15 protein-coding genes are annotated in these 15,509 nt (G+C 34.6%); 12 read left to right on the top strand and 3 right to left on the bottom strand.

Features of this window, described 5'->3' with window-relative positions:
• Window positions 1–151: 151 nt before the first annotated feature.
• Together P164_RS03840 and P164_RS03835 are read left to right on the top strand one after the other, a co-directional pair.
• Window positions 152–1,042, top strand: coding sequence for a transporter (locus P164_RS03840; protein ID WP_028375152.1), 891 nt, complete (start codon window positions 152–154; stop codon window positions 1,040–1,042).
• A gap of 37 nt (window positions 1,043–1,079) precedes the next feature.
• On the top strand, window positions 1,080–2,198 hold the full coding sequence (locus P164_RS03835; protein WP_028375151.1) for a GNAT family N-acetyltransferase: 1,119 nt from the start codon (window positions 1,080–1,082) through the stop codon (window positions 2,196–2,198).
• A gap of 31 nt (window positions 2,199–2,229) precedes the next feature.
• Here P164_RS03835 and P164_RS03830 read toward each other — a convergent pair whose 3' ends face one another.
• Window positions 2,230–2,913: an SIMPL domain-containing protein gene (locus tag P164_RS03830; protein WP_028375150.1), complete on the bottom strand. Its 684-nt coding sequence runs from the start codon at window positions 2,911–2,913 to the stop codon at window positions 2,230–2,232.
• A 47-nt stretch (window positions 2,914–2,960) separates the two neighbouring features.
• The gene (locus P164_RS03825) at window positions 2,961–3,611 is read right to left on the bottom strand and encodes a rhomboid family intramembrane serine protease (protein WP_028375149.1); all 651 of its coding nucleotides are present in this window, start codon (window positions 3,609–3,611) and stop codon (window positions 2,961–2,963) included.
• A gap of 54 nt (window positions 3,612–3,665) precedes the next feature.
• Here P164_RS03825 and P164_RS03820 point away from each other — a divergent pair, with 54 nt between their 5' ends.
• Complete coding sequence (locus P164_RS03820; RefSeq protein ID WP_028375148.1) at window positions 3,666–4,535, top strand: lysophospholipid acyltransferase family protein; 870 nt, start codon at window positions 3,666–3,668, stop codon at window positions 4,533–4,535.
• Window positions 4,536–4,595: 60 nt separating this feature from the next.
• Here P164_RS03820 and glmM read toward each other — a convergent pair whose 3' ends face one another.
• A complete protein-coding gene (glmM, locus tag P164_RS03815; RefSeq protein ID WP_028375147.1) occupies window positions 4,596–5,984 on the bottom strand; it encodes a phosphoglucosamine mutase in 1,389 nt (462 codons plus the stop codon).
• Between the two features lie 127 nt (window positions 5,985–6,111).
• On the opposite strand from glmM, the gene P164_RS03810 reads away from it, so the two are divergent.
• The 9 genes from P164_RS03810 (at window position 6,112) to P164_RS03770 (ending at window position 15,480) form a co-directional block, all read left to right on the top strand.
• Window positions 6,112–6,720 (top strand): ACP phosphodiesterase, encoded by a 609-nt coding sequence (locus tag P164_RS03810; protein WP_028375146.1) that lies wholly within the window; start codon window positions 6,112–6,114, stop codon window positions 6,718–6,720.
• An 8-nt stretch (window positions 6,721–6,728) separates the two neighbouring features.
• A complete protein-coding gene (gene ggt / locus P164_RS03805; protein ID WP_051621182.1) occupies window positions 6,729–8,483 on the top strand; it encodes a gamma-glutamyltransferase in 1,755 nt (584 codons plus the stop codon).
• 158 nt (window positions 8,484–8,641) lie between these two features.
• Window positions 8,642–9,235: a hypothetical protein gene (locus P164_RS03800; RefSeq protein ID WP_028375144.1), complete on the top strand. Its 594-nt coding sequence runs from the start codon at window positions 8,642–8,644 to the stop codon at window positions 9,233–9,235.
• Window positions 9,235–9,990, top strand: a complete 756-nt coding sequence (locus P164_RS03795) for a DUF3307 domain-containing protein (RefSeq protein ID WP_028375143.1) — start codon at window positions 9,235–9,237, stop codon at window positions 9,988–9,990. Before P164_RS03800 ends, P164_RS03795 begins: the two co-directional genes overlap by 1 nt.
• Before the next feature lie 52 nt (window positions 9,991–10,042).
• Complete coding sequence (locus P164_RS03790; RefSeq protein WP_028375142.1) at window positions 10,043–10,912, top strand: sterol desaturase family protein; 870 nt, start codon at window positions 10,043–10,045, stop codon at window positions 10,910–10,912.
• Between the two features lie 295 nt (window positions 10,913–11,207).
• Window positions 11,208–12,545: an MBL fold metallo-hydrolase gene (locus tag P164_RS03785; protein ID WP_028375141.1), complete on the top strand. Its 1,338-nt coding sequence runs from the start codon at window positions 11,208–11,210 to the stop codon at window positions 12,543–12,545.
• Window positions 12,546–12,746: 201 nt separating this feature from the next.
• Window positions 12,747–13,265 carry a Crp/Fnr family transcriptional regulator gene (locus P164_RS03780; RefSeq protein WP_051621180.1) on the top strand — a complete coding sequence of 173 codons (519 nt, stop codon included), beginning with the start codon at window positions 12,747–12,749 and terminating at the stop codon, window positions 13,263–13,265.
• 87 nt (window positions 13,266–13,352) lie between these two features.
• The gene (locus P164_RS03775) at window positions 13,353–13,760 is read left to right on the top strand and encodes a DoxX family protein (protein WP_028375139.1); all 408 of its coding nucleotides are present in this window, start codon (window positions 13,353–13,355) and stop codon (window positions 13,758–13,760) included.
• Window positions 13,761–14,253: 493 nt separating this feature from the next.
• Window positions 14,254–15,480, top strand: coding sequence for an outer membrane beta-barrel protein (locus P164_RS03770; RefSeq protein WP_028375138.1), 1,227 nt, complete (start codon window positions 14,254–14,256; stop codon window positions 15,478–15,480).
• Window positions 15,481–15,509: the final 29 nt, after the last annotated feature.

Raw genomic sequence — 15,509 nt, 5'->3', positions numbered from 1 at the left:
AACTATTCGCTAATTCTTTATACCTAAAAAAAGAATAAAACAACACCCTGCTCTTATCAATTGATCTTTAGGCTATCTCTTATATTTAAACTATGTTTGTGAGATTACACAAGAATATATCTAGTGTAAACCTCAAAAATTAAAATGTATTATGCTAGGGAGATTAATTTTTAGTAGTATTTTGCTTCTAGGTATTATCACGCAAGAAGCTAACGCTCAATACACTGAAACTATTAATTCTAACAGACCGGGACAATCGCAAGGTGCTTTTGCTCCTGGGCGAGGTGTTCTGCAGGCAGAACTAGGTACTACTTTAGGAAGAGAATCACACAATCTAAGATTTACTGAAACAGACAATATAGGAGCAGAATTTGCCATACGTTTTGGTGCCATACGAGAGCAATTAGAATTTATAGTAAACGGTAATTTTCTTTATGAAGATATTACCCCCACAGCAGGCAATGCTGAGCCGTATACACAAAGTGGATTTCCTATTGTAACAGCGGGTGCTAAATACCTTATCTACGACCCCTACAAAAATAGAGAAGATAAAATAAACCTGTATAGTTACTGGGCAAATCGCAGGTTTAAATGGAATACATTAATCCCGGCTGTTTCTATCTATTCTGGTGCAAATTATGTGTATGAAGATAACAATCCGTTTTTACCAGACAGTCAGGCTGGGTTTACACCTAAAGCAGTTATAATTACACAACACAACTGGGGACCCTGGGTATGGGTAAATAATTTTATCTATGACCAGTTTTTAACAGACTATCCTACAAAAGCCTGGATCACCACAATGACCCACTCTTTTAATCCTAAAATTGCAGCTTTTGCAGAAATTCAAATTATCTCAAGTGATATATATTCTGATGATTTGCTACGTTTTGGTGGTGCTTATCTAATTAGTAAAAACTTTCAGGTAGATTTAAGTGCATTAGTAAACTTTAAAGAAACTCCTAAGCGCAGACAATTGGGATTAGGAGTGTCGTATAGACTAGATTTTCATAGTAAAGACGAGTTACTTCCGCAGAAATAAAAATACGGTTACCTTTACACGCTATTTAAAAATTACAATGATTACGATTAAAGAAATGAAAACGAAAAAGGAATTGACGCAGTTTGTCAAATTCCCATTTTCGCTATACAAGAAAGACAGTAACTGGGTTCCACCATTAATTAATGATGAGCTTGAAAGTATGGACTCAAATACGAATCCTGTTTTTAAGAATGCTGAAGCTCGCTTTTTTCTGGCTTATAAAAATGATAAGCCTGTAGGACGTATAGCTGCAATCATTAATCGTATTGAAATAGATGAGCAGGGAAAACCTAAAATGCGTTTCGGTTGGTTTGATGCAATTGACGATGTTGAGGTTACAAAAGCCTTAATTGCTGAAGTTGAAAAAATAGGTATTGCCAATAACTTAAAGTGGATTGAAGGTCCGGTAGGTTTTAGTAATATGGAAAAAGCCGGATTGCTTATTGAAGGTTTTGAGTATTTAAATACCATGATTACATGGTATAACTATCCGTATTATAAAGAGCATTTTGAAAAACTGAATTTTGAAAAAGCTTCAGAATGGGTTGAATTTAAAATTCAAATCCCAAAAAAATCTCCCGAAAAAGTTGAAAAATTTGCGCGTATCGTCCAACAACGCTACAAGCTTAAAATGATTCATTTTAAGAATACAAAAGAGATTATACCTTACGTAGATGATATGTTTGGCCTTCTTAATAAAACCTATAGTGAGTTAAGCACCTTTGTGCCTATTCAGCAATATCAAATAGATCACTACAAAGAGAAGTACATTAAGTATATAAATCCTAATTATATAAAATGTATTGAAGATGCAAACGGTAAATTGATTTCGTTTGCCATCACGATGCCTTCCTTTAGTAATGCCCTTAAAAAAGCTAACGGTAGCCTTTGGCCTTTTGGCTTTATTCATATGCTACGCGCCCGTTCAAAGAATGATACTGCGGCTTTTTACTTAATAGGTATAGATCCTGAATATCAAGGAAAAGGTCTTACTGCAGTAATCTTTCAGGCGATGCAAGATTTATTTTCTGCTAACGGAATTACAGAAGTAGAAACCAATCCTGAACTGGAAGAAAATAAAGCTATACAGCAACTGTGGAAGAATTACGAGCATGTAATGCATAAAAAAAGAAGGACCTATAAACGTGATTTATAGATCCTTCAAGATTTATTTAAAGTAGTTTCTTCTAATTTAAAAGCTCAAAAGAAATTTGAATTTTTGAAGTTATGGTTATTTCTCCCGGAGCTAAAGTTCGCTGAGAAGAATCCATAGACTCAGACATCATCGCTACTTTATACATAGGCTGTGGTTGTGGTGCATTTGTACCTTGTTCTGCAATCATCAGAGCTTTACCTATTTTTTGATTAAGAACACCTGCATATTCCTGTGCTTTCATCTTTGCATCAGCTACAGCTTTTTTACGTGCCTCTGCCTCATAAGTTTCCATCTTTGAAGAACCAAAATCAACACCATTAATTGTGTTAATCCCTGAAGCTACAAGACCAGACATTACCTCGTCATAACGCGATAAATCTTTCAGTTTTACAGAAATAGTCTGGCTGGCGTTATAGTTGTAAGTTTTGGTATTGTAATCATAATTTTTGTTTAAGCTTACATATTCAGTCTGGACCTGATTTTGCGGGATATTCATTTTCATTAAAAAAGCCAGCACTTTATCTACTGAAGTATCATTTTCAGATTTTACAGTTTCTGCGACTTTACCTTGTGTTTGCACACCCAGGCTTATAGTAACCTCGTCTGGTACAGCAATTACTTTTCCTTCGCCAGTTACACTTACAGATGGTTGTATTTGTTGAGCGTTTGCCAATGTAGTCATAGCTGTAATAGCTAAAATTAAAATAGTTTTCATATAAGATTGTTTTATTGTTTGCTTAACTATAGGCAAGACCTGTGCCATTATATCTTCCCGGTCTTGTTGAGAATAAAGAGAATAATAATAGGAATTGCTAAAAGTCCTACCATCAAGGAGTTAACCTGGAGCAATATAGGAACCATTAACAAAGTAATAACATAACCCCCTACTGCCCCACCAAAATGCGCATCGTGACCTATATTATCATTATTTGCCCGCATTCCATAAATCGAGTACAGTAAGTACCCAATACCGAAGATATATGCTGGAATAGGCACAGGAATAAAGAACATATATAAACTCATATCTGGGTTTAGCAAAATTGCAGAATATAATATCCCAGAAACAGCACCACTCGCTCCTACAGCTGTATAGTGATATTCATCTTTGTGAAAATAATAGGAAAGTAAATTACCTAAAACAAGACTTCCTAGATAAATAACGATAAATTCCCAATTACCTAAAAAGCCAATCACTATAGGAGCAAAAAAATACAGGGTTAGCATATTAAAAAATAAGTGCGAATTGGTCACATGTAAAAAGCCCGAAGAAAGAATCCGTACATGTTCACCTCTGCGTATGGCTCCTGTATTAAATTTGTATTTCTCAAAAAATGAATAGTCTTTAAAACCCTTCATTGAGATTAACACATTTACTGCTATAACAATAACGGTAACCAAGTTCAAATCGCCCATACTTACACTAATTTAGCCTCAAATATACCTATATTTACCCAAAATTTACCGCTCATGCAATGGCTTATATTCTGGCTTGTTTACCCGCTTTTGTGGCTTATATCGCGTCTTCCGTTTTGGTTATTTTATAAAGTTTCTGATCTGGTTTACATACTGGTCTACTACCTTGTAGGTTACCGTAAAAAAACTGTGAGATTTAATCTTAAAACTGCTTTTCCTGAAAAATCTGATGCCGAGTTATTAAAGATTGAAAAGGAGTTTTACAGCCATATGTGCGATATGTTTCTTGAGATGATCAAATCAATCTCCATTTCTGCGGAAGAATTAAAGAAACGATTTGAACTGCCAGATTTAGATATCATACACAAACTAGCAGAAGAGCGCAGGAGTTCTCTTATCGTTATGGGGCATTATGCCAGCTACGAGTGGCTTACGGCTTTGCAATTTTATTTTGACCATAGCGGTTATGGTATTTATAAACGTATTAAGAATCCATATTTTGATAAACTTATACGAGATATACGAGGAAAGTGGAATTCTGAATTGATAAATAACAAAGAAGCCACATTTATTATAAAAAAACAGCAACGTGCAGGTAAAATGGCGACGTATGCTTTTATTGCAGATCAATCGCCTAAAACCCGAAAAAATCAATATTGCACAGATTTTTTAGGACAAAATGTACCCTTCTTTACAGGAATAGAGCGTTTAGCAATAGCCGAAAATATGCCGGTATTATATCTTGCTGTAGATAAGGTAAAACGAGGCCACTATAAAGCCATTTTTAAAGTGATTACAGAAGAACCAACATCACTACCCGAATATGCAATCACAGATGCATTTATATCAAATCTAGAAGCTCAAATACGCAATGCGCCACAATATTACTTGTGGACGCATAAACGTTTTAAGCACGCGGAGTAATCGTATACAGTATATTTATTAAACATCCATCGAGGTTTAACAACTAACTGTTTACTACTTTTAGATACCTGCTAGTTCTTTAATTTCAGCAATCATGGCATCAGCAACTTGATCTGCCTCAGCTTGTGTAAATGCTTCGGTATAAATACGAATTATGGGCTCTGTATTTGACTTTCTTAAGTGAACCCAGTGTTTTTCAAAATCAATTTTTACACCATCTATCGCATTTACTTCTTCGTTTTTATAGCGGGTTGCTACTGTATCTAAAATTTTATCAACGTCAAGAGTCGGAGTCAATTCAATCTTCTTCTTACTCATAAAGTAAGACGGGTAACTCGCACGAAGTTCACTTACCTTAATCTTCTTTTTAGCCAAATGGGTCAAAAATAACGCAACACCTACCAGCGCATCACGACCGTAATGTGATTTTGGGTAAATAATTCCACCATTGCCTTCTCCACCTATCACTGCGTTTACTTCTTTCATTTTTGTCACCACATTAACTTCACCTACTGCCGAAGCGTGATACTTGCCGCCGTGTTTTAAGGTAACATCACGTAGAGCTCTTGACGAACTTAAATTAGATACGGTATCTCCCGGATTTTCGCCTAAAACATAATCTGCACAGGCTACAAGTGTGTATTCTTCTCCAAACATTTCGCCGGTCTCATCTATAAACGCCAGACGATCAACATCAGGATCTACCACAATACCAAGATCTGCGTCTTCTTCTTTAACTAATGCACAGATATCCCCTAAATGCTCTTTTAAAGGTTCTGGATTGTGCGGAAAATGTCCTGTGGGATCACAATACAACTTAACCGTGTGTACGCCTAAACGATTTAAAAGCATAGGTATAGCGATACCTCCTGTAGAATTTACACTATCAACGACAATCTTAAACTTTGCTGCCTTAATAGCGTCTTCATCTACAAGCTCTAAATCGAGTACCTCATCTATATGAATATCTATATATGCATCGTTTTTATGTATCTCGCCCAGATCATCTACTTCTGCAAATTGTAAATCTACAGATTCAGATAGTTTTAGGATTTCTGCTCCCGCTTCAGCATTTAAAAACTCTCCATTACTATCTAAAAGTTTTAGCGCGTTCCATTGCTTAGGATTGTGTGAGGCAGTTAGTATGATGCCACCATCTGCGTGCTCTAATTGTACAGCTATCTCAACGGTAGGTGTTGTAGAAAGATCTAAATCTATAACGTGAATCCCCATACCTACTAAAGTTTGCATAACAAGCTGCTGCAACATCTCCCCACTCAAACGGGCATCACGACCTACTACAACGCGATGCGTTTCTTTATTGCGCTGATTTTTTATATAGGTCCCATAAGCAGCAGCAAATTTAACAGCATCAATTGGTGTTAAATTTTCTCCCGGCTGGCCGCCTATTGTTCCGCGTATTCCTGATATAGATTTTATTAGGGTCATAGTTATATAGCATTCTAAATTATTGAATCATTTTTAAAAATTAATTCTGTAACTAAATTGAATTAATTCTGGACAAATATAGCCAATCACACCACTACCCTAAGTTGATAATTTGTAATTTAAGCCTGTGAATTATTTAGCGCATATCTATCTTTCTGGTGACGACACGCTCGTAACACTTGGTAATTTTATGGCAGACGGCATAAAAGGAAAACAATACAAAGAATTTTTACCTCAATTGCAAAAAGGAATTTTACTGCATCGCGGTATAGACACCTTCACAGACTCACACCCTATTGTAAAGCAAAGCACTAAGCGTTTACATAGCAAATACAGTCACTATAGTGGTGTTATTGTAGACATATTATACGATCACTTTCTTGCTAAAAACTGGCGTATTTATTCAGATGAACCGCTCGCTGCATATATAGAAAAATTTTATGACAGCCTTGATGAAAATTACGAGTTACTTACCCCTGGCATTCAGCGAATGATACCTCATATGATTGCAGATAACTGGTTACTGAGTTATTCTGAAATAAGTGGCATAGGCACAGTTTTGTACAATATGAACAGACGTACTCGTAACATAAGCGGTATGGACCGTGCCGTTGAAGATCTACAACTACATTATCACGATTTTGAGAACGAATTCACGCGCTTTTTTGAAGAATTGAGGCACTTTTGCCAGTTAAAACGGGAAGAACTCGACCTAAAATTCAGTATAAAAAAATAATTGCTTGTATGGTTAAACGCTATGTATCATTTATAAAAATCAATCAAACCTTAGTTGTAGGATTTCTTTGTTCTTTAATTCTTACCAGTTGCAAAACAGAAAAAACAGAAACAAGATTAATCAATCGAGGTCAACTTGCAGATAGTATTATGGTCGTTTCTGCCCGGGAAGAAGCTTCTCGTATTGGTGCAGAAATTCTTAAAAAAGGTGGTAACGCTTTTGATGCATTAATTGCCGTAGATATGGCGCTTAATGTGGCCTATCCATTTGCAGGAAGCTTAGGTGGTGGTGGTTTTATGGTGTATAGAAAAGCAAATGGCGAGACCGGCAGTATAGATTATCGTGAAAAAGCTCCCATCGCAGCCACACACGATATGTACCTGGATAAAGAAGGCAATCCTATAGATTCACTAAGTAGACAGGGTTCATTAGCAGTAGGTGTTCCCGGAGGTATGGCCGGTATGTTTGCCATTCATAAAAAACTGGGATCTATGCCTATGGCAGATATTTTAAAACCGGTTATTGAACTAGCTGAAAATGGTTATATGATTACTGAAAACCAATTGGCACGTTTTAAAAATTATGCTCCTGTATTTGATCAGGTTAACGGTAAAGAAACATTGTATTCTATCGGCTTCCGCGAAAGCGATACGGTTAAAATAAAAGCAGGAACGCTAATAAAAAATCAGGTTTTAGCCGAAACATTAAAGCGTATTGCTGCAAATGGTGAGGATGAATTTTATAAAGGTGAAACAGCTCAAAAACTGGTAGCCTTTATTCAAAAACACAGTGGTATTATAACGCTTGAAGACCTTAGAAATTATAATGCTGTATGGCGTGAGCCTATCGTATCTACTTATAAAGATTTAAAATTAATAGGAATGCCACCACCTTCTAGTGGTGGTATATCATTAGCTCAGATTTTTAAAATGCTTGAGCCTTATAATCTTAAACAATACGGTCATAACTCTTTAAAAAGTATTCAACTTATAACCGAAGCAGAACGTCGTGCTTACGCAGATCGTAGTTTTTATCTGGGAGATCCTGATTTTAATGATATTCCTGTTGATAGTCTTACAAGTGAAATTTATGCTCATAGACGTATGCAGAACTTTAGTTTTGATAAAGCAACCCTTTCTTCAGAAATAAAACATGGGGAAGTTGCAGGTTATGAGTCTATGGAAACTACGCATTTTTCACTGGTTGATCAATTTGGGAATGCGGTAGCCCTTACCACTACCCTAAATGGTGCCTACGGATCTAAATTATATGTAGATGAATTGGGTTTTTTCTTGAATAATGAAATGGATGATTTTAGCGCCAAGCCGGGTGTTCCTAATATGTTTGGCCTTATAGGTGCAGAAGCAAATAAAATAGAACCTCAAAAACGAATGTTAAGTTCGATGACACCCACTATTGTAGAAAAAGACGGCAAATTGTGGATGACTGTGGGTACACCCGGCGGTTCTACAATCATTACATCGGTGTTGCAAACCATTTTAAATGTTAGCGATTTTGGTATGGGTATGCAGGAAGCTGTAGATGCACCACGCTTTCACCACCAGTGGTTACCAGATGTAGTTACCTTTGAGCCAAATGCCTTTGGTAAAATTTTGCTAGATAGTTTGAGTTTAAAAGGATATAATATTCAGCAAGAAAATAGTGTTATTTTAGGTAAAGTAGATGGCGTACTTGTGTTACCAGACGGAACTCTTGAAGGTGGTGCAGACCGTCGCGGTGATGATACGGCTGTAGGTTTTTAATTTTTTGATTTAGGAACTATTCCGTTTAAAGTATATATTATGATTTATAACCTATATAGTGTATAAAAATATATTATATTCTATTTAGTATATATTTAAATTTATACCCTTTTTAATGTATATTTAAATACTAATTAAGAATACTTATTATAATCAATATGCAAGCAGTATTAACAGGAGATATTATTAGTTCTCAATCTGGCAATGACTGGCAGCAAGAACTTATACGTGTATTAAATATATACGGTTCAGAGCCTAAGGAATGGGAATTATTTAGAGGAGACAGTTTCCAATTAGAACTCCAGGCAGAACAGGCACTAGCTGCTGCCATACATATTAAAGCCGCGATTAAGACTTTTTCTAAACTTGATGTACGTATAGCAATAGGCCTGGGAGATAAAAATTATAATGCATCTAAAGTAACGCAATCAAATGGGAGTGCCTTTGTACATTCGGGTACTGCCTTTGATACCATTAAAAAAAATACGCTGGTTTTACAGTCAGATCAAGCAGAATTTGATACCACTATAAACCTAATGTTAAATCTCGCTACTTTAACTATGGATTTATGGCCACCCGTGACTGCAGCTATAATTAAAACACAGCTAGAACACCCTCAGCTCAATCAAACCGAATTAAGTGAAATACTAGGTAAAGCGCAAAGCGCAATTAGCAAAGCGCTTAACAGGGCAGGCTACGCAGAAATTACCAGACTCATTCAGTATTACATAGAAACTTTAAAAAAATACTAATGTTAACGCTCGCTATAAAACTCATTCTCGCGCATATTATTGGTGATTTTGTACTACAGCCCACAAAGTGGGTAAACCATAAATTAAAAAACGGGTATAAATCAAAATATCTAATTGCACATATTGCTGTACACCTTGCGGCACTTCTTGTTGTATTACAATTTAACCCTACTTATTTTGCGGGTATTCTAGGCATTATCATAACACATTATGGTATAGACATTCTAAAAATTAAATACACGACAAAAAAGAATGGCAGCAAACTATTTATTGCAGATCAACTCGCTCATCTTATTGTAATCAGTTTTGTAGTGTATTGCTACGCTCCATTTAACATTGACATCGATCTAATTTATCAGCCTAAACTCTTATTACTACTTACACTGGGCTTTTTCGTGACTTTTGTAACGAGTATTTTAATGCGCTTATTTTTACAGCCGTGGCAAGACGCCATAGAGCCGAACGCAAAATCAAAAACCGGCAAAACAAAAAGTACATCTCTTGCAGGAGCCGGTAAAATAATAGGAATGCTAGAACGCTTATTTGTTTTTGGTTTTATACTCCTTAATGCCTGGTCTGCGATAGGCTTTCTAATTGCAGCAAAATCAGTGTTTCGTTTTGGTGATCTCACAGAAGGTAAAAACAGACAGCTCACCGAATATGTTTTAATAGGCACTCTCCTGAGCTTTGGTATTGCAATAGGTGCAGGCCTAATTTTTAACTATTTAGAGGCTAATATTATTAAGCCTGCGTAAGAAATTCAATAAAATACCGACAGAATATACTGTAAAACACATAATCCCTAACGTGAATAAGTACCTTAAAATAATAGAAGATTCTTTTGTAGGTTACTTTGATTATCTCATACAAGAGATAACAAACCCAGGATGGACCAATTATTTCTATTGGCTAATAGGTTTATCTCTTCTCGTCTTTGCATTAGAGATTAGTATACCCTGGCGTAAAAAGCAACCCATTATTAGAAAAGGGTTTTGGCTCGATGCGTTTTATATTCTTTTCAATTTTTTTCTGTTTTCCTTAATAGGCTACAATGCACTATCTAATGTAGGTGTTGAACTCTTTAATGACTTTCTGGGCATTTTTAATATTGAAAATTTAGTGGCTGTTGAGGTAGATAATCTTCCCGTATGGGCACAATTGCTCATTATGTTTATAATAGCAGATTTTATACAGTGGAATGTGCATCGTATGCTACACCGTGTTCCCTGGCTCTGGAAGTTTCATCAAATACATCATAGTGTAAAAGAGATGGGTTTTGCAGCACAGTTTCGCTTTCATTTTATGGAAACATTAGTTTACAAAAGCGTCCAATACATTCCGCTGGCGATGATAGGTTTTGGTATTGAACAGTTTTTTATTGTGCACATGTTTTCAGTATTTGTAGGTCACCTCAACCATGCAAATTTAGATTGGAGTTATGGCAAGCTTGGATATATCTTCAACAATCCGCGTATGCACATCTGGCACCACGCAAAACAACTACCACCTCAGCACCGGTACGGTATGAACTTTGGTCTAACGTTAAGCATCTGGGATTATCTTTTTGGTACTGCATATGTTCCGAAGAGCGGAAAAAATCTGGAAATAGGTTTTAAGGGAGATGAGCATTTTCCTTCTAACTTTAAAGATCAAACCCTCTATCCTTTTAAGAATTAGTGTGCATTATATTTAATCAAAAGAACCATTTATAATAATTTTCATTATAGTTTAATAAACTATAAATAAATCCTGAGTACCTATAGCATCGCCTTGTTAATCCTTCTCGCGTAATCTCTAAAAATAGCTTTTCCTTAAAATTAGAACCGTTCTTTAATTAAATTTTTACAAGCCTAATCGCTGTACAAATTAAGCTAAGTATATTTTTAAAATTTCTATAAGCCTATATGTTATGTATCCTAGGTTACAGCCTCCTAATAACTTCTAAATTATTTTTACCAAAAATTAATGACTCATGACTATTAAACAATTTGAATATAAGCCCCTTTCTCACTTTTCTTATGCGATACTATGCGGTAATAAAATTGCCTTAGTTGATCCCGAGCGCGATCCTGCTCAGTATTATACGTTTGCAGAAGAACATAATGCGACTATAGTTGCCGTTTTTGAAACACATCCTCACGCAGATTTTGTGAGTTCGCATTTACAAATACATAAAGAAACCGGCGCTATACTTTATGCAAGTAAACTCGTTGGTGCAGATTATACCCATAAAACCTTTGATGACGGCGATGTTGTTAAAATAGGAAACGTAACTTTTACAGCCTTGAATACACCGGGTCACTCCCCAGATAGTATTACAATTGTAGCTACAGAAGATGAAAATACCGCACTATTTACAGGTGACACCTTATTTATAGGAGATGTTGGCAGACCCGATTTACGGGAAAATGCCGGAAACACAAAAGCAAAACGCCTTGATCTTGCAAAATCAATGTTCAAGACCATTACTCAAGTATTTAATTCCTTACCTAATGATGCTATCGTGTATCCTGCTCATGGAGCGGGCTCTTTATGCGGAAAAAACATGAGTAGCGAAGGGAGTAGTAAATTAGGAGAACAACGTGAGACAAACTGGGCATTTAATACACATACCGAAAGTGCGTTTGTAGACCACTTACTCGACTCACAGCCCTTTATTCCGCATTACTTTGGTTATAATGTAGACATCAATAAAAATGGTGCAGCTAATCTAAAAGGCAGCATTGCTGATATTCCGCTAAAACTTAAGGACGAACATCTAAACGGTGATGGTTTAGTAATAGATACACGCAATGAACAGGATTTTAAAAATGGTCATAAACGAAATAGTTTTAATATTATGGCATTAGAAGAAAACCACAAATTTGAGACGTGGTTGGGCTCTATTGTAAAACCTGAAGAAGAATTTAGTATGGTTGCTAAAGATTACAATCACGCTGAAGAATTACTAAGTCGAGTTGCTAAAATTGGCTACGAAAGTCAGGTCAAACAAATTTATACACTTGGAGAGCAGAGTTGGATAAAATCTTCAGTATTAGATTTGAATAAATTCCAAGAAAATTTAGAAGCATATACAATTATTGATATTAGAAATCAAAGCGAAACGGAAGCTGGTAAATTTTTTGATAAAGCACTTACCATACCGCTACACGAGTTAAGAGAGCGTATTGCTGAAATACCTACAGATAAACCTATTGTAGTACATTGTGCGGGCGGATATCGCAGCGCTGCCGGAAGTAGTATTGTCGCTAATCATATAAGAGAGGTTTTGGTTTACGATTTAGGTGATGCTGTTAATGACTTTAAATAATTTAGCTACAGAAAGCCTAATATGTTCTACGGTTAGCAGTAAAGTTGTGGGTAAATAAACAGCAGCATTTATGGTAAATAAATTAGTTGAAATAGAAGATGTAACAGCATACAAAAACTGTCAGCTTTGAAAATCGTAAATATCTTCTTATTTATTTTTTTCTTTTAGTTTTAGCGATTGTATCGATATGAAATATTCAAAATGAAAAATTTAGAAAGTGAAAATCATATTCTCGTTTCTAAGGGAACAATATTGCTAAAGCAAGGGTCTATAGCAACTCAAGGATATTTGGTAAAAAAAGGCTGTCTAAAAAGTTACACACTTGATAATACCGGAAAAGAGCACATTCTACAATTTGCACCGGAATCCTGGTTAATTACAGATTTAGATAGTTTTACAAATCAAATACCAGCGATTGTGTGTATCGAGGCTGTAGAAGATTCTGAAATTTCAGAAATGAACAAATCTGATTTTAAAGAATTTAGCGATTTAGACAAAGACAGTATTGTAGAGATGGCTACTAAATTGCGCAATAATCTAATTGCTACTAATAAAAGGGTTATAGGCTTATTAAGTTCTACTGCAGAACAGCGCTATCTTGATTTTACAAATACGTATCCTACATTAATTCAACGACTTCCTCTAAAATTAATAGCTTCTTATATAGGAATTACTCCAGAATATTTAAGCGAAATAAGACGTAAACTGGCTAAAAAATAATGCAATTTCCATTTCTTAAGATATCTTAAGTTTAGATAATCTTTTCTGCTTCAATTTTGTGCGCTACTAATCTAAAAGAATTTTAAAATGGCAAATCAAAAAAACAAAGCATTAAACATTATATTATGGATAGCGCAAGGGCTATTAGCCGCAATGTTTATTATGGCAGGAATGATGAAAATCTCACAACCTGTTGAAGTCTTAGCAGATTCGTTACCCTGGGTTACTTCTACTCCACTCAGTTTAGTAAGGTTTATAGGCTTCACGGAGATTTTAGGAGGTCTTGGTTTAGTTCTACCTGCGGTATTTAAGTTAAAACCTGTTCTTACTATCTGGGCAGCTATGGGCTTAGCGCTGGTGATGGTTTTTGCCGCAATATTTCACGCATCAAGAGGTGAATTTACAGCTATAGGAATGAATATTTTTTTATTGGGCATCGCTTTATTTATTATTTGGGGTAGAAGAAAAAAATCATCCGTTCTCGTAAAGAACTAAAGTACTATTATCATTAGCTCACACTACGCTAAATTTTGAAAATTAATATTTTCATTTAGTAATGTTTTAAAAAGCTTGATTAATCTCCTGCTTTGAGCTAAAAAAATTCATAATGAATACTGCAACACATGCAGAAACAGTTCATAAAAAGTAATTACTTACTTTAATATATCCCTATAATTAGAAAAGTTAGATACTCTTAATGCTAAAGTAAAATCATTAAGCAATCTATTTATGAGCTTAGGCAACGGAAATTGATATTTCATTTTTCCGTTGCCTTTTTAAGTTTAAAAGACTCTGTGTACTCTATTATTTGTAGAGAAGATAAGGTTTAATAGATTTTCAGAGTAATTATTAGAATTATAATAAATAACAATACGATTTGTATAACTCCATAAATTTTAAATTTTACAGAATTCAGTAAATATTAAATTATAATTAATTCTATTTTCGTAATTATTATTTCTAATAATCAACTGTAAATTAACAACACATGTCAAAAATTACTTTTTTCGTATTTATTTTAATGACTATAGGAGTCCAATGTTTTGCTCAAACGTCGTTTGAAAAAGGATACTTTATAAATAATTCTGGAAATAAAATTGAATGCTTAATCAAGAACTATGATTGGAACAATAATCCTACAGAAATTGAATATATGCTTACCGATAATGGTGATATTCAAAAGGCTGTAATTGCTAATATCCAAGAATTTTCAGTTATTAATAAATCTAAATATGTCAAAGCCACTGTAGATATTGATAAAACAAGTAATAAAATTAAAGATCTTGATGAAAACCGCGAACCTGAATTTATTAATGAGACCGTATTATTAAAAATACTGGTTGAAGGTGATGCGAATCTTTACTTTTATCGTGAGGGACAACTAAGTCGTTATTTTTTCAGTACCAAGAATTCAGAAATCAAGCAGTTAATTTATAAGCAATACCTAACCTCAAATAGTAAATTAGGATCAAACAACTATTATTTACAACAACTCTTTAACGAGGTAAATTGTGATAACAAAAAGAATTCAGATTTAGAAAGTATAGAGTATGGCAAGCGTGATCTTATAAATTACTTTGTTGATTACAATAAATGTATAAACCCAGATTTTCAAGTTGCAGAACTGGAGCCTGAGCGCGATATATTTAATTTAACCTTTAGACCGGGATTAAAATCGAGCGCGTTATCTATTGAAAATTCTTCTAGAAATGACAGAGATACCGATTTTGAAAGTGAACTCTCATTAAGACTAGGTATTGAAGCCGAATTTATTCTTCCATTCAATAATAATAAATGGGCATTAACGCTAGAGCCTACCTATCAATCTTATAAAACTAAATATTTTGATCCCAATGAAGGTTTTAATACAGAGTTGACAAGTACTGTCGATTATCAAAGTATTGAAATACCTTTAGGTTTAAGACATTATTTATTTATAAATAATAATTCAAAATTATTTGTAAACGTACTGTATCAGTTTAGTATAGATTTTGGTTCTTCAGTAGATTTTGAACGAAGTGAAGGTAGAAATAAAACATCGTTAGATATTAGAAGTAATCCCAATTTAGCTTTGGGATTAGGTTATAAATTTAGAGATAGATACAGTATAGAATTAAGACATGATTTAAAACGAAACCTTTTAGGTATTTATCCAAATTGGGATTCCAACTTTAGAGGTACTTCTCTAATATTTGGCTATTCTATATTTAATTAATAAATATTGACAATTTTTAGACAAAAAAT

The sequence above is a fragment of the Leeuwenhoekiella sp. MAR_2009_132 genome (assembly GCF_000687915.1).
GTDB lineage: Bacteria > Bacteroidota > Bacteroidia > Flavobacteriales > Flavobacteriaceae > Leeuwenhoekiella.
This window is presented reverse-complemented; position numbering and strand designations above follow the sequence as displayed.